Below are 14,937 nucleotides of genomic sequence, written 5' to 3' on the forward strand. Positions count from 1 at the left end.
AAAGACATGAAAGATTTTAAATATAGCGCAATAAATAGTTGCGGAGCAAATAGTTGTGGAAGTAGTGGTGGAAGCAGTAGCGGATCAAATAGCTGCAGCAGTGGCAGTAGTAGCGGAGCAAACAGTTGCAGTAGCGGCGGCGGATCTAATGGTTGTGGAAGTGGAGGAAGTACACCATCAAAACAAAAAGACATTGCAGTACCTTTAGAGTTACACGCTTGTATGGGATTAAATGCTTGTAAAGGTCATGATCGTTTTGGAACAAACGATTGTGCAGGTGCTGGATACTGTGCAACGGAAGTACATAGTTGTCACACTTTAAATAATTGTCGTGGTCAAGGTGGATGTGGATTGTATGGAGATACAGAAGAACAATGTCGACCAGGAGCAAACGATTGTTCATGGCAGGGAAGTTGCGGAACACCAATTCCTGCTGAACGTTTCATTACACAAGGAGCAAATAAAGGAAGAAGTGTATGGCAATTAGCACGTAAGCTCTTTGAAGAACGTATGGATAAATCACGCAGAACTGTAAGTGATGCACCTTTTCAATACGGACCGCCAGTAAAATGGTTAAAAGCTAATGGAAGAGGAGAATCTTGTGGAAGTAGTGGAGATAAATACTGTTCTTTTGGACAGAATGATCCAGCTACTAGCGCTAACGAGTTTTGTTTAGAAAGTAGTAAAGAATTAAAAAATACGATCGAAAACTGCGATTGTACTGAAGCGAAAGATAAGAAGAAGAAAAAGTCTAAAAAGAAAGCTTCTAAGAAGTAAATAGAAATATAAAGCGTCAGTTCGAGTGCTAAATCTATGATTTAGCGTATCGAGAACTACTTCGAATCATTACAGTTTCAGAGTACTTCTCGATACAAAAATTTATACTAAAATTTCACTCGAAGTGACGTTTAGAAGTTGAATAGTTTAGTTCAAGTCAACAAAAAGCCAACATCAAAAAGCATACATGAAACAAAAAGTACAACAATTGCCCGATTTAGGATTGGGTTTAGGCTTGCGTGGAGAACATTTTAATCATATTCTAGAACATTCTCCAAAAGTAGATTGGTTTGAAATTATCTCAGAAAACTTTATGGATTCTGGTGGAAGACCACGGTATATCTTAGATCAAATTGCAGAAAAGTATCCAATAGTAATGCATGGTGTTTCCATGTCTATAGGAAGTACTGATGATTTGAATTTTGACTATCTCAAACGATTAAAAAATCTATCGAAAGCAATCAATCCCAAATGGATAAGCGATCATTTGTGTTGGACAGGTGTTTTAAGTTTGAATTCTCACGATTTATTACCTGTAGCATTAAATGAAGAAAGTCTGAAGTTGATTACTACGAAAATAAAACAAGTTCAAGATTATCTGGAAAGACCATTAATTCTCGAAAATCCAAGTACATATCTAACGTTTCAACAATCAACAATTCCTGAATGGCAATTTTTAAAATACATGGTGGAAGAAACGAATTGTGGATTATTACTCGATGTAAATAACGTATATGTGTCTTCTTTCAATAATGAATTTGATCCTGTGGAATACATAGAAGGTTTGCCGCACGAAAGTATTGTGCAAATGCATTTAGCGGGACATCAACACAATGGTGATCATATAATTGACACACATGATAGTCCTGTTGTTGATCCAGTTTGGGAACTATTTAGTTTGGCTTGGGAACGTACAGGTGGAACGTCTACATTATTAGAATGGGACGGAAATATTCCAGCATTTGATGTCTGTCACGCAGAATTGTTAAAAGCGAAAAATTACATGAATGGTTTCAAACAACAATTTGTTACGGCTGAAACTACTCAGCAAGATAAAGAGACTGTTTCCAATCCGATTGATTTTATGGTAGCGAATGTGGCAAAAGATTTTGTAGAATAATGGAAATCAAAAGAGATACATCGCGAGAAGCGACACAAAAAAGTTTTGCGCAAATTCAACAATGGATGCAAGCACAATTGATAAATCCACAATTTCGAAATGATTATGAAGACTTTGTAAAATCGACTTCAAAACTCTCGGCAAAACAACATGTGCAAATCTATCAACGAAGTTATATTGCACGTTTGCGAGATTGTATGATTGCACAATTTCCTGCATTAAGTCATGCGTTAGGAAATCAACTATTTCTGCAATTTGCAGATTTATATCTACATCAGTATCCCTCCAAAAGTTATACACTAGCTGATTTAGGACAACATTTTGGAACATTTTTAGAAGAAACACGACCAGATAAAGATGCTGAGGTCAAAGAATCGTGGCCAGATTTTATGATTGAACTTGCAAATTTTGAATACTTAGTCAATATTATATTTGATGAAAAAGCAGATGAAACTCACGAGAAAGCAACTTTAAATACAAAAGAAGAAGACTTAAAACTAGTGCCAGTATTTCATTTATACAAGCATCAATTTCCAGTTAGTTTATATTACAAAGAAGTTGTGAATGATAGAAATCCTGAGTTGCCATTTGAGCAAAAAAGTCATTGTGTATTGTTACGCCAAAATTACAGATTGGGATTGTTTGAGTTGTCTCCTGTACAATATCATTTCTTAGCGAAACTGAAAGAGACAAAATCAATTGCTGAAACAAAACAGTTTTTTGTATCGCATCATAATGTTGATAAGGAAGAGTTTGAAAACTATTGGCAACAATGGAAAGCAAAATGGCTGGAAGAAGGTTTTTTCATTTCAACTGCGCTCCATGTGACAAATTAATGCGTCATGCTGAATTTTTGATCTGTCATTCCGCACTTGATGCGGAATCCACTTAGAAGTACTATGGATTCCTGCCTACGCAGGAATGACAAAAAGTCTAATCAATCTTCTCAAACGTAAACGATGTATTCATCTTTATTTGATTATCAATCACAATCATTGTACGTTTCATTACAACTAAAACACTATCTTTTTGTGCGTGTTTTGAATTGATAAATGTTGTATATGAAACCTTTTGTGTAGAAGTGCTATCACTGCGTTCACGCATGTTTCCTGAAAATAGAATATCTTTAATTTCGATACTTTTAATAGAATCCGATAGTGTAAAATGGAATTTGTCTGAATTTGCCAATTGCTCTTTAATAGCGTCTCGAAACTCAGGATGTTTGGCAGCTAAAATCGTTGCTTCGTAATTGGCTTGTAACTTTTCTTCAATCTCTAAATTCATATTATCCAAAGAAAAATCAACCTTAATATCATCTTTAGTTTTTAGATCGGCATCTTCTAACTGATCACTTCGTTCAACTTTAAAATCTTCAGATTCCATTGTAGGGATTGAATTTTTAGACTCATTATTTGCGCACGAAACACACAACAAGAAACACAGTATGTATACAATATTTTTCATCATTGAATCATAAATTTAAGTTTCACAATCTTATCATTCACATATGTTTTATCTAGAATTTGCATCTTTTTTAAGCTACTTGTCGGAATCGTTAATAAGTTAATGAATTCCTTTTTTGTATAGATTTCAATGCCAATATTATCTTTAAAAACTCTATAAATCTGAGCGTTATTCGTAATTAATTCCTGCAATTGTTCACGGCGTTTTTTCCAATCTTTTTTATTTCCATTTGCATAATACAACAACATTAATGCATAATCGTCTGTTTGCAATTGAACCGTTTTATGATTGCTAGAATTGATATGTCGCACAATCGTATCCGTTTTATGATAGGGTGATTTTACCACAAATTTCAATTCACTTTCAGGTGTTGTATATGTAAAACAACCTAAACTATCGGTTTTAAAATATAAGGATGATTCATTGTTCCGTAGTATTTCAATATCTAATGGAACCTTCGTAATAGCTTCACGCTGATCAGCATCTGTAAAACAAAATGAAAACGTATTTTCTTTTGAAAGTAAACTATAAAAAATAAGCAGTATGATAGGTGAAAACACAAGCAACCAAACAAGTCTTTGAGATGATTTTTTAGTAATTTTTTCTACTTCTTTTGATTGTTTACTCTCTGTCTGATGCTGTACAAAATCGTTCCAATTGTCAAAACCAACATATACGCTAAGTAAATTGAGCATATCTACTCTTGGCAATTTTTCGGCATCATTCTTAATATATGTGTAAAACCATTTTTCGCTAATACTGTCGTTGGTTTTACTGCGTACATCTTCTTGAAAATCTGTAATCGTGTTTCCTTTCCACTCACGAATATCACTAGAAGCTGCATGCGAAACCAGGAATGTGGTTGCAATTTGTTCTTTTAGTAATGAAAAATAATATGTTTTTTCTGTATTCAATTAAAATGTAAAATTCAGATAATCAGTTATTTGTATTTTGTAAATTAATTTACAAAGCCGTTACAAGTCATTTACAAAGCTTCACGGTGAAACTCCAATAGGTTTGTATTCGTAATCCTTAAAAATATAAAATTATGAATGTAATCACACTAAAACGAATCGTAAAATCATATTTATTACTATTTCTATTTTTGATCTCCATTTCTTGTAATACAAGTGAAGACTATAAAAAAGAATCAATTGCGCTTGAAAATGTAGATCTCAGAAATGACTATGATGTTGTAAATACGGCTGATGCAGATGATAAAGAAGATTTTAAAGTTGAAGCAGATAAGAGCAAAGGTTTAACATCATATAAACCAACTTCAATTGCTGAATCGAACATTCCAAAACATTTAAAAATCATTAAAACGGCAAGTACAAAATACAAAGTAAAGAATATTGAAAAAGCGCTGAGTGAAATTAAAGAAGTCATGTATTTAAATGGTGGTTACATTTCTGAATTGCGATACGATAAAAATTATCATGAAAAGCAAAACAGATTCACCATAAAAATTCCAAAAGAAAACTTTGACATCATGTTGGATGGTATTCAGAAGTTTGCCGAAGAAACTGATTATGTAAACATCTCTACAACGGATGTGACTGAGAAATACTTAGACGCACAAAGTCGTTTAGAAACGAAGTTAGAAGTAAAAGAACGTTTAGAAACTGTATTGCGTAAAAATGCAAAAACGGTAAAAGATATTTTGGCAACAGAAAATGAATTACGTGTCATTCAAGAAGAAATAGAAGCAGCGCAAGGAAAAATAAAATACATGAGTAATAGAGTTGCATTTAGTACAATTCAGGTTGAAATTTATGAAACTATTACATATAAAGAAGAGCCAGTAGCATACAAAAAGGGGTTTTTAGCAAAAGCAAAAGAAGGATTGGTAACAGGTTGGAACTTTATTCAAAATATTGCAATTGGAATCTTATACATTTGGCCAATCATCATACTGTTTGTATTGGGAATGATCTTTTACAAAAGATGGAGAAAAGCTAAATAAAATAGTAGTGAAACTATTATATTAAGAAGTAATGAGGTGTAAGAAATATTTTGATTATAGGTAGGATTTTTATAGATTTAACAATAACTAAATCTATATAAAATAAATAATCATGAAAGAAAAAACGGAAGCTGTAAATTATGAAAAAAGCGCTTTATTAGTAATTGATATGCAGTATGACTTTATGTTAGACGGTTCACTTGAAGTAGTAGACGCAAATGATCTTATAAAACCTATAAACGACCTTATGCAGCTTAATTGGAGTTTGGTTGTTGCGTCAAAAGATTGGCATCCAGCAAATCATATTTCATTTGCTTCTAATCATGAAGGATATAAACCTTACGATGAGATAATTTTAGACGATGGAACTCCTCAAACTTTATGGCCAGATCATTGTATTCAAAATAGTTCAGGTGCTGAAATTCATGCAGAAATGGATAGTAAGTCTATTGATAAAGTTGTACTCAAAGGACAAAATCCAAATGTAGACAGTTATTCAGCGTTTTTTGATAATAATCATCTTGAGCAAACAGAAATGGATGCTATTCTTAAAGAAAAAAATATTGAAGCCATTTATGTTGTTGGACTTGCGAGAGATTATTGTGTAAAATGGACTGCTTTGGATGGAAAAAAATTAGGATATGATTCCTACTTTGTATTCGATGCTACAAAACCAGTTGTTACAACTGAAGAAAGTAATAATGCTGTTAAAGAAGAACTAATAAATGCTGGAGTGAAAGTTATTAATAGCAACGATATAATTAGTGAGTCTTATTAAAAAAGTAAAGTCAATTTCTTTTACAAAAGATGGAGAAAAGCGAAGAAATAAAAGCATACAATTTATAAAATAGAGGTAACTGATAGTTTAGATTCCGTGAATTGTCAGTTGCTCTATTTGGTATTATTATCTCTTTTCAAAACAAATTGTTACTTTTGAATTGTGAAAAATATTCTAGCCAAATATATTCCCGAACGAGCCGTCGGACCTACTTTTGAACTAATTAAGCAGCATCAAGTACACTTAAAAATTGTGAATCAGCGTGTTACACGACATGGAGATTATCGCAGAATGCCTGATGGAAGACACATAATTACAGTAAATGCAGGTGAAAATAAGTATCGATTTTTTGTGACACTTATTCACGAAATTGCGCATTTAGTTGCATATGAGAAACATGGAAGGCTTATAAAACCACATGGAATAGAGTGGAAACGAACATTTCAGCAATTAATGTTGCCATTTATCAATCCGCAAATATTTCCAGTAAAAATATTGCCTATTGTGGCAAATCATTTCAAAAATCCAAAAGCAAGTAGTGATACAGATGCAAAATTCGCCTTAGCACTCAAACAATACGATCCAGAGAACGATAAAAACTATGTATTTGAAATTCCACATGGAAGCACATTCCGATTGCACAATGGAAAAATATTCAAACGTGGAAACAAACGTATCAAACGTTACGAATGCCAGGAAGTTGCTACAGGACGTATCTATTTATTCAATCCAAATGCAGAAGTAGAGTTGTTGCGGAGTTAAGTATTTAATATTTAAAATGTATTAAAACAGACTTAATAGGCCGTTCAGCGTTACGAAGTCGTTAATAATCTACACTTTTATTAGTTATTTCAGCAATCTGTATTATATTGCTTACATAACGGTAAACCTACCAAGAATAATTAATGACAATGAATACGAATTATTATGCAATTCTGATGGCTGGCGGTGTAGGATCGCGTTTTTGGCCTGTTAGTACTTCTAGTTTTCCCAAGCAGTTTCACGATATGTTAGGAACAGGCGAAACACTTATCCAAAAAACATTTAGCAGACTCAGTAAGTTAATTCCAAAAGAAAATATATACATTCTTACCAATGAAAAATACAACGATTTGGTATTGGAACAATTGCCAGATGCAACGCAAAAGCAAGTCGTTTTAGAACCTGCAATGCGAAACACAGCACCGTGTATTTTATATGCTTCGTTAAAAATTCAGAAGGAAAACCCAAATGCCGTTATGGTGGTTGCACCAAGTGATCATTGGATTGAAGATGAAAATGCATTCATTGACAACTTGCAAGCATCATTTGACAAGTGTGGAAAGGAAAATGTATTAATGACATTAGGAATTCAACCAACATTTGCAAATACAGGATACGGTTATATCAATTTTGAGAAACATGAAAATGCAATCAAAAAAGTACATCAATTTACGGAAAAACCAGATTATGAAACTGCTAAAAAATTCTTAGCTAGTGGAAATTATTTGTGGAATGCAGGAATTTTTATTTGGAGCGTAGAGACGATTGTTGCAGCTTTTGAAAACTTTCAACCAACATTATACGAGCTATTTGAACAAGGTTTAGCGGTTTATAATACAGACTTTGAAGACGATTTTATTCGTGATAATTACGGTAAAGCCGAAAATATCTCTATCGATTATGCCATTATGGAACATGCAACGGATGTATATGTATTGCCTGCAACATTTGACTGGAATGATTTAGGAACTTGGGGGAGTTTATATGATAAACTTGATAAAGAAGAAAACGGAAATGCAGTTGTAAATGCACAAACCGTTTTGCAAGATGCAAGTGGAAATATGATTCGTACTGCGGATAAAAAAGTCGTGGTAATTGATGGATTAAATGATTATATTGTCGTAGATAAAGAAGATGTATTGCTTATTTACCCTAAAGCAAAAGAGCAAGATATTAAGAAAGTATTACAGAAAGTCAAAGATAAATTTGGCGAAAATTACGGATAAAGTATGAGTACAGAAGGAGAAGAAAATAAGTTCAATTTTTCAGAAGACGAACCAAAAACAGCAGAAGAAACAACGCCGCCAACAGATGCAAAAGGTTTGTGGCAAGGTTTGAAAGTGTTTTTATATGAACTATTAGACATTCGTCATGATGTAGATAAAGATCAAACGATAGAAGATGTCAAAAAGGATGTTCCGTTAAAAGGCGCAACGGCTTGGATTTTAGTATGTTCTATATTTATAGCTTCGGTTGGATTAAATGCAAACTCAACAGCTGTTGTAATTGGAGCCATGTTAATCTCTCCATTAATGGGGCCGATTTTAGGAATGGGAATGTCCATTGCAATTAATGATATTGATACATTACGTAAATCACTGATCAATTTTGGTGTCATGGTTGTGCTAAGTGTATTAACGGCTTTTCTATTCTTTAAATTTTTTCCATTACAAACAGATTCTTCAGAATTATTAGCACGAACAAAACCTGATATTCGTGATGTATTAATTGCCTTTTTTGGAGGTTTGGCGTTAATCATAGCCCGAACCAAAAAAGGAACTATTGCTTCTGTAATCTTTGGAGTGGCAATTGCAACCGCTTTAATGCCGCCATTATGCACCGTAGGTTTTGGATTGGCAAAAGGAGGCGTAAAAGGTTGGGAATACGCAGGCGGCGCAATGTATTTATTCATAATCAATACTATTTTCATTGGATTGGCAACTTTCTTAGTCTTGAAACTGTTGCGTTTCCCAATGTTAAAGTATGCAAACTCTGCGAAGCGTAAACGTATTTCGCAATTGGCTTCCGTAGTTGCATTAGCGGTAATGATTCCTGCAGTTTGGACATTTTGGAATGTGCTTCAAAGTAGTAATGCTGAAAGGGATTATAATTTATTTGTAGATAAAATAGAAAAAAATCCAGAAGTTTGGCTGCAAAAAAGAAAAGAAGATTTAGATGTTACGAATAAAAAAATATTCCTCCATTTCAATGGAGAAGTTTCATCTGTATTAGAAGCTCAGTATAGAAGTGACCTCCAGAACTATGAAACTATTAAAGATTTTGAGTTAAAAGTTTTTGGTAATAAAAATAGAAGTGTAGATAAGATTTCAGATGCTTTAGATAGAGCTTATAAAGATTTGGATCAAAAAGAGTTAGTCATTCGAGGACTTGAAAATCAAATTACAGAATTGAAACAAGAAGTATCAAACTTAAATAGTCAATTAGAATCTAAAGCTTCACTCGAAAACGAAAGCTATGTTGCGTTTAGTAAAGTTGCGAGAGATGCAAAAATTAAATATGCAGACTTACGTCAATTTGGATTTGCAAAAATGTTGAATTCCAAAGATTTTATAAAAGTTGATACCATTCCAGTAGCCGCTGTAAAGTGGAATCCAGCATTAACGGATAGTGTGCAAACACTTCGAGAGAAAGAATTGGAAACATGGCTGCGACAAGAATTAACTTTAGATACGTTGATTATTGAACGTATTAAATGATAACATTATATAAGATATAAAAATAGCGAACCGAAGTTCGCTATTATAAAATTGTATTAAAAATTGGTGATAATTTAGAATTTACTAAGTAGTAAACGATATTAGTTTAAATTTTGGAAATTCCAACTTGTTGGGTTTGGCCAACAATTATAAGAAGTATTATTTACGATTCGCATTCGCCAATAAAAAGCGGTTCGTCCATTTAAATATTGACTGTTCACAAAAATATATTGATTACTAGCTGTAACAGGAGTAGAAATGATTTGTCCGTAAGGAGAAGGAACGATATCAATATATACTGTAGCATTATTTCCTGGGTTATTCAAAAAGGAAGTGTCAGGTGATAATGTTACCGCAGAATTATATTTCACTGTTTGTACATTTAACGTATACGTAATGCAGCCATTAAACGTTACTGGAACATTAGTTACGATTGCTCCTGGAGGAATATAAAATGATTTTTCAATTGTTGCATCTGCCTCAACAGTTTCTAAGGTATCTTCTTCAAATAGTATTTCATTATCTGAAGAGCAAGAGATAAAAAGTGTAAAACTGAGTAATAAAATAAAAGGAATCTTTTTCATAATCATAACTTTAGAGATTAATAATCTTAAAGATAAGTTGAATACTAGTCTTTTAGTTATGGGAAAGCCGTAGGAATTATAAAGCAATGAAGTAAAAACCAGTTAAATAAAAAAGTAAGATTATATTTCTAGTAATTTAAAATTTGATAAAAAAATATGTTTAATTGGTTTAAGAAAAAAGACAAAGGCAATGAGCCGTCTTCTCAAAATAGTCCTGATTTTAGTGTTATTGATAGCAATGAAAAAGCTATCGATTTATACAATAAAGGTGAATTGGTTAAAGTACATTTAATGCCGTTAGAATTTGGTGGAGAAGACAGTCCAATGAATACGTTGTATGCTCCTGAATTTGCACAACAATTCAAGCAACGATTTGATAAAATGATAGAAGGTTTATTGCATGAAGGGAAAAGTCTAAATTATTCCACAGAACCAGAATACAAAGGGAAAAGCTTTATTCCTTCAAAACTACTTATAAAAGTAACTGGCGATGTCAATTTTACAGAAACTATAAATATTTGGTAAGCTAAAAAGTATCAATAAATTATACAAAGCAAACTTCGGTTCGCTTTTTTTATGCAGAAAGTAATTTTGAGTTTGTGTAGAAACTATCCTTCTAATTCTTTCAAATATACTTCTCTTACTTTTTTAAACAGATCAGAAGAATATACAAAATCAGTAACGGATTCGTTGTCTGTTTTAAAGATCTCTTTATTGGTGCCTTCCCAAGCTTTGTGACCATTTTTTAAGAAAACAATCTTTTCACCAATTTCCATTACAGAGTTCATATCATGCGTGTTAATCACGGTAGTAATATTGTATTCGTCTGTAATTTCTTGAATTAAATTATCAATAACAATAGCCGTTTTTGGATCAAGTCCAGAATTGGGTTCGTCACAAAACAAATACTTAGGATTCATCACAATAGCACGCGCAATTGCAACACGTTTTTGCATTCCTCCAGATGTTTCTGCCGGAAACTTATGATGTGCATCAGTTAAGTTAACACGTTTTAAAGCTATATCTACACGGTCTTTCATTTCACTCAAAGCCTGATTGGAAAACATACGAAGTGGAAACATTACATTTTCTTCAACAGTCATTGAATCAAACAAAGCACTTCCTTGAAAAACCATTCCAATTTCAGTACGTAAATCTCTTTTCTCACTCGTAGAAAGTTCAGTATAAATTTTTCCATCAAATGAAATTGTACCTTCTTCAGGAGTAAATAAACCCAGTAATGATTTAAGGAAAACAGTTTTACCCGAACCACTTTGACCAATAATCAAATTTGTGATGCCTTTATCGAATGTTGTCGAAATTCCTTTTAAAATCTCAACACCATCAAACGACTTCTTTATGTTATTAACTTCAATCATTTATGTAAGTAATAATTGTGTGACGATATAATTCAATAAAATAATAACAACACTCGTCCATACAAACGAAGTTGTACTTGCTTTTCCAACTTCCAATGCGCCACCTTTCATATAATAACCATAAAAAGATGGAATCGTAGCTAATACAAAAGCAAACAGTAATGTTTTGCAAAAAGCATACGTTACGTGAAACGGATCAAACTCTATCTGTAATCCTTGTATAAAATCGGCACTACTAGAAAATCCCCCATAAATAGAAGCAACCCAACCACCAACAATTCCTAAAAACATAGAAATTGCAATTACAAAAGGATACAATGTCATTGCAACAACCTTTGGGAATACTAAATAGTTCAGTGAATTAACACCCATAACTTCCAACGCATCAATTTGCTCAGTAACACGCATGGTTCCGATACTCGACGTAATAAATGAACCTACTTTTCCTGCCATAATGATGGAAATAAATGTAGGAGCAAACTCTAAAATTACAGATTGTCGTGTAGCAAAACCAACTAAGTATTTTGGAATTAGCGGATTGTTGATGTTTAAAGCTGTCTGAATGGCAACAACACCACCGACAAAAAAGGAAATGAAACATACAATTCCCATAGAACCAATGATTAAATCATCAATCTCTTTAAAAATAAGATTTCTTAACATTGACCATTTGGTCATCTTGCTAAATACGCTTTTCAACATCAAAAAATAGCGTCCTATATTTTCTAGGTAAATCATGGGTTAAAAATACATTATTCGGGCAACCTAATAAAATAATTCAGGTATTTAATGTTTAGATAAAACTAATTGAAAGAAAACGATTATTTTTGGAACACTAAAAGCAATCATTCAGACTAAATTCAAACTAACGAGAACGCCTCATCATGAAAAGAATTATATATATAGGTATTTTATCCTTTTTCTTTATTCAATGTGTATCTGTTAACCAGAAAGTAAAAAACACAACGCCAAGTACAACAACCGAAACAAGTGCTACAAAAGCTCCAAAATTAGTCGTAGGAATTATTGTAGATCAAATGCGCTATGATTATTTAACGCAGTTTGAAAATAAATATAGTGAAGGCGGATTTAAACGTTTGATAAATGAAGGTTATAACTGTAAAAATAATCATTACAACTATATTCCAACGTATACAGGTCCTGGGCACGCTTCTGTATACACAGGAACTACGCCACAAAATCATGGGATTATAGCCAACGATTGGTATAATAAATTTGTAAAAGCCTCTGTGTATTGTGCTTTTGATGAAAATTATACTTCTGTTGGTGTAAATGATAAATACGAAGGCAAAATGTCACCGCACAGAATGCGAACTACAACTGTTTCTGACCAATTGCGTTTGGCAACACAGCAACGTGGAAAAGTTATTGGAGTTGCTATTAAAGATAGAGGCGCTGTTTTACCAGCCGGACATGCCGCTAATGGTGCATATTGGTTTTATGGAAAAGACAAAGGAAACTGGATTACAAGTACATATTATAGAAATGAATTACCAACTTGGGTAAAAGAATTTAATACTAGTGATACTGCAGAAAAGTATCTAACTACTTGGAATACGTTGTATGATATTAATACATACGCTGAAAGCGGACCAGATATAAATGAATTTGAAGCAACATTTAAAGGAAAAGCTACTGCAAGTTTTCCTTACGATTTGGCAGCATTAAAAGATGAAAATGGTGGTTTTGATATTTTAAAAAGTACTGCGTATGGAAATAGTTTGACAACTGATTTTGCTATTGCAGCCATAAAAGGGGAACAATTAGGAAAAGATACTACGCCAGATATGTTAGCATTGAGTTATTCTAGTACGGATTATGTTGGACATAAATTTGGTGTAAACTCTAAAGAAATTCAAGATACGTATTTACGATTAGATAAAGATATAGAACGTTTATTGGCTACGCTTGATGCAGAAGTTGGTAAAGGAAACTATACAGTCTTTTTAACGGCTGATCATGCGGCTGTACATGTGCCAACATATTTGCAAAGCATGAACATTCCGGCTGGATATTTTGAAAGATCAGTATTAAAAACACATTTGATAGCTTTCTTAAAAGATAAGTTCGGAAGCGAAAATTTAATTGAAAACATTTCAAACGGACAAATCTTTTTAAATTATAAAGAAATTAAACGTTTAGATATTTCGGCAACAGCCATAGAAAACGCTTTAAAAAGTGAATTGTTAGCCTACGATCAAATTTCAAAAGTATATACGCGTACTACATTAGTATCATCAGAGTTTACAACAGGAATTGCTGCAGCGATACAAAAAGGGTTTAACCAAAAACGATCAGGAGATGTGTGTTATGTATTAGAACCATCTACAATTTCATACGGAAGAACAGGTTCTACACACGGTTCAGGATTCAATTATGACACGCATGTTCCGTTGTTATTCTATGGAAATGGAATTCAACAAGGAGCTACTTTGCAACGTACTAAAATTACGGATATTGCGCCAACGATTTCAGCTATCTTGGGGATTTCATTCCCAAATGGAGCAACAGGAGATCCAATTGAAGCAGTATTAAAGAACTAGTTATTAACTTCTTGATACAATTTATACATTGAAATTACTTTCTTCTTATTTCTTACGGAAGTTAAAATTTCGGCTTCATTGCTCATGTATACAATTCCGTCTTTTGAAATACTTGTTACATGTCGCAAGTTAATCAATGTTGATCGGTGTGCTCTGTAAAAAGCATCATCTTCGATAAGATCTTCTATACGTTTTAAGTTCTTAGATGCTAAGTATTTTTTACCATTAATTGTATGAACAAAAGTATAATTTCCAGAAGCTTCGCAATGAACAATGTCCTTTAATTTGATATGAATATATTCATCTTTAACCATGACACAGATTACCTGATTCTTCGTCTTAATTTGACTTCTAAAAGCCATATATTTTTGCACATCGAATGAAGTTCGTTTTACAAAATACATATCCAACACTTTTTTCAATTCATGTTCTTGAATTGGTTTGTTGAGGTAATAAAAAGCAAAATAATCCATGGCACGCTCTTTATAATCTAAAAAACCTGTGGTAAAAATTATTTCGAAAGCCATTTCTTGTTTAAGTTTATCAAGTACTTCAAAACCGCTCCCATCCTGCAATTGAATATCTAAAAATACAATGTCTGGTGTATTTTTTTTAATCATCGCCACTGCGGCGTCAACATTGGATGCTGATGCGAGAACTTGAATGCTGGAATGATTTTTTGTGAGAATAGACAAAAGATATTCCATTGAAGATTTTTCATCTTCTACAATAACTGCGGTAATCATATGAACATTTTTTTTACTTGATATAGGGAAATGAAGGATAATATTGACAGCAAAATACGGTTAATTTATGGAAGATCGTA

Annotated in this window: 16 protein-coding genes; 10 read left to right on the top strand and 6 right to left on the bottom strand. The window is 32.8% G+C overall.

The features are described 5' to 3' along the window. The first annotated feature begins 6 nt into the window (after nucleotides 1-6). The 3 genes from ACUUYC_RS12395 (at nucleotide 7) to ACUUYC_RS12405 (ending at nucleotide 2,733) form a co-directional block, all read left to right on the top strand. Complete coding sequence (locus ACUUYC_RS12395) at nucleotides 7-777, top strand: hypothetical protein (RefSeq protein ID WP_474266189.1); 771 nt, start codon at nucleotides 7-9, stop codon at nucleotides 775-777. Nucleotides 778-964: 187 nt separating this feature from the next. Beyond that, nucleotides 965-1,897 (top strand): MNIO family bufferin maturase, encoded by a 933-nt coding sequence (gene bufB, locus ACUUYC_RS12400; RefSeq protein WP_474266190.1) that lies wholly within the window; start codon nucleotides 965-967, stop codon nucleotides 1,895-1,897. Then, nucleotides 1,897-2,733, top strand: coding sequence for an HvfC/BufC family peptide modification chaperone (locus ACUUYC_RS12405; protein ID WP_474266191.1), 837 nt, complete (start codon nucleotides 1,897-1,899; stop codon nucleotides 2,731-2,733). The genes bufB and ACUUYC_RS12405 overlap by 1 nt, the downstream gene beginning before the upstream one ends. A gap of 97 nt (nucleotides 2,734-2,830) precedes the next feature. Here the strand turns inward: ACUUYC_RS12405 and ACUUYC_RS12410 are convergent, their stop codons facing one another. Together ACUUYC_RS12410 and ACUUYC_RS12415 are read right to left on the bottom strand one after the other, a co-directional pair. Further along, nucleotides 2,831-3,364, bottom strand: a complete 534-nt coding sequence (locus ACUUYC_RS12410; RefSeq protein ID WP_474266192.1) for a hypothetical protein — start codon at nucleotides 3,362-3,364, stop codon at nucleotides 2,831-2,833. Further along, nucleotides 3,361-4,275, bottom strand: coding sequence for a hypothetical protein (locus ACUUYC_RS12415; protein ID WP_474266193.1), 915 nt, complete (start codon nucleotides 4,273-4,275; stop codon nucleotides 3,361-3,363). The genes ACUUYC_RS12410 and ACUUYC_RS12415 overlap by 4 nt, the downstream gene beginning before the upstream one ends. 134 nt (nucleotides 4,276-4,409) lie before the next feature. Between ACUUYC_RS12415 and ACUUYC_RS12420 the strand changes: the two genes are divergently transcribed. From ACUUYC_RS12420 to ACUUYC_RS12440, 5 genes are all read left to right on the top strand, one after another. After that, complete coding sequence (locus ACUUYC_RS12420; protein ID WP_474266194.1) at nucleotides 4,410-5,327, top strand: DUF4349 domain-containing protein; 918 nt, start codon at nucleotides 4,410-4,412, stop codon at nucleotides 5,325-5,327. Between the two features lie 112 nt (nucleotides 5,328-5,439). Continuing rightward, nucleotides 5,440-6,105, top strand: a complete 666-nt coding sequence (pncA, locus tag ACUUYC_RS12425; RefSeq protein WP_474266195.1) for a bifunctional nicotinamidase/pyrazinamidase — start codon at nucleotides 5,440-5,442, stop codon at nucleotides 6,103-6,105. Nucleotides 6,106-6,267: 162 nt separating this feature from the next. Then, nucleotides 6,268-6,867, top strand: coding sequence for a SprT-like domain-containing protein (locus ACUUYC_RS12430; RefSeq protein ID WP_474266196.1), 600 nt, complete (start codon nucleotides 6,268-6,270; stop codon nucleotides 6,865-6,867). 149 nt (nucleotides 6,868-7,016) lie between these two features. Next, nucleotides 7,017-8,093 (top strand): mannose-1-phosphate guanylyltransferase, encoded by a 1,077-nt coding sequence (locus ACUUYC_RS12435; RefSeq protein WP_474266197.1) that lies wholly within the window; start codon nucleotides 7,017-7,019, stop codon nucleotides 8,091-8,093. Nucleotides 8,094-8,096: 3 nt separating this feature from the next. Further along, nucleotides 8,097-9,584, top strand: coding sequence for a DUF389 domain-containing protein (locus ACUUYC_RS12440; RefSeq protein WP_474266198.1), 1,488 nt, complete (start codon nucleotides 8,097-8,099; stop codon nucleotides 9,582-9,584). A gap of 101 nt (nucleotides 9,585-9,685) precedes the next feature. Here ACUUYC_RS12440 and ACUUYC_RS12445 read toward each other — a convergent pair whose 3' ends face one another. Next, a complete protein-coding gene (locus tag ACUUYC_RS12445) occupies nucleotides 9,686-10,168 on the bottom strand; it encodes a hypothetical protein (RefSeq protein ID WP_474266199.1) in 483 nt (160 codons plus the stop codon). A 156-nt stretch (nucleotides 10,169-10,324) separates the two neighbouring features. On the opposite strand from ACUUYC_RS12445, the gene ACUUYC_RS12450 reads away from it, so the two are divergent. After that, nucleotides 10,325-10,693 (top strand): hypothetical protein, encoded by a 369-nt coding sequence (locus tag ACUUYC_RS12450; protein ID WP_474266200.1) that lies wholly within the window; start codon nucleotides 10,325-10,327, stop codon nucleotides 10,691-10,693. An 83-nt stretch (nucleotides 10,694-10,776) separates the two neighbouring features. Here the strand turns inward: ACUUYC_RS12450 and ACUUYC_RS12455 are convergent, their stop codons facing one another. Further along, nucleotides 10,777-11,547, bottom strand: a complete 771-nt coding sequence (locus ACUUYC_RS12455) for an ABC transporter ATP-binding protein (RefSeq protein ID WP_474266201.1) — start codon at nucleotides 11,545-11,547, stop codon at nucleotides 10,777-10,779. After that, entirely contained in the window at nucleotides 11,548-12,285 is a 738-nt protein-coding gene (locus ACUUYC_RS12460) for an MlaE family ABC transporter permease (protein ID WP_474266202.1), read from the bottom strand. Between the two features lie 146 nt (nucleotides 12,286-12,431). Between ACUUYC_RS12460 and pafA the strand changes: the two genes are divergently transcribed. Further along, nucleotides 12,432-14,111 (top strand): alkaline phosphatase PafA, encoded by a 1,680-nt coding sequence (gene pafA / locus ACUUYC_RS12465; RefSeq protein WP_474266203.1) that lies wholly within the window; start codon nucleotides 12,432-12,434, stop codon nucleotides 14,109-14,111. Here pafA and ACUUYC_RS12470 read toward each other — a convergent pair. Beyond that, on the bottom strand, nucleotides 14,108-14,857 hold the full coding sequence (locus ACUUYC_RS12470; protein WP_474266204.1) for a LytR/AlgR family response regulator transcription factor: 750 nt from the start codon (nucleotides 14,855-14,857) through the stop codon (nucleotides 14,108-14,110). The genes pafA and ACUUYC_RS12470 overlap by 4 nt on opposite strands. Nucleotides 14,858-14,937: the final 80 nt, after the last annotated feature.

The organism is Kordia sp. E, assembly GCF_056033805.1.

Excerpts from the sequence above, each read along its gene's own strand:
- pncA (WP_474266195.1), top strand. The coding sequence starts at position 5,440 with ATGAAAGAAAAAACGGAAGCTGTAAATTATGAAAAAAGCGCTTTATTA.
- pafA (WP_474266203.1), top strand. The coding sequence starts at position 12,432 with ATGAAAAGAATTATATATATAGGTATTTTATCCTTTTTCTTTATTCAA.
- bufB (WP_474266190.1), top strand. The coding sequence starts at position 965 with ATGAAACAAAAAGTACAACAATTGCCCGATTTAGGATTGGGTTTAGGC.
- ACUUYC_RS12445 (WP_474266199.1), bottom strand. The coding sequence starts at position 10,168 with ATGAAAAAGATTCCTTTTATTTTATTACTCAGTTTTACACTTTTTATC.
- ACUUYC_RS12460 (WP_474266202.1), bottom strand. The coding sequence starts at position 12,285 with ATGATTTACCTAGAAAATATAGGACGCTATTTTTTGATGTTGAAAAGC.
- ACUUYC_RS12470 (WP_474266204.1), bottom strand. The coding sequence starts at position 14,857 with ATGATTACCGCAGTTATTGTAGAAGATGAAAAATCTTCAATGGAATAT.
- ACUUYC_RS12440 (WP_474266198.1), top strand. The coding sequence starts at position 8,097 with ATGAGTACAGAAGGAGAAGAAAATAAGTTCAATTTTTCAGAAGACGAA.
- ACUUYC_RS12395 (WP_474266189.1), top strand. The coding sequence starts at position 7 with ATGAAAGATTTTAAATATAGCGCAATAAATAGTTGCGGAGCAAATAGT.
- ACUUYC_RS12420 (WP_474266194.1), top strand. The coding sequence starts at position 4,410 with ATGAATGTAATCACACTAAAACGAATCGTAAAATCATATTTATTACTA.
- ACUUYC_RS12405 (WP_474266191.1), top strand. The coding sequence starts at position 1,897 with ATGGAAATCAAAAGAGATACATCGCGAGAAGCGACACAAAAAAGTTTT.
- ACUUYC_RS12455 (WP_474266201.1), bottom strand. The coding sequence starts at position 11,547 with ATGATTGAAGTTAATAACATAAAGAAGTCGTTTGATGGTGTTGAGATT.
- ACUUYC_RS12450 (WP_474266200.1), top strand. The coding sequence starts at position 10,325 with ATGTTTAATTGGTTTAAGAAAAAAGACAAAGGCAATGAGCCGTCTTCT.
- ACUUYC_RS12410 (WP_474266192.1), bottom strand. The coding sequence starts at position 3,364 with ATGATGAAAAATATTGTATACATACTGTGTTTCTTGTTGTGTGTTTCG.
- ACUUYC_RS12435 (WP_474266197.1), top strand. The coding sequence starts at position 7,017 with ATGAATACGAATTATTATGCAATTCTGATGGCTGGCGGTGTAGGATCG.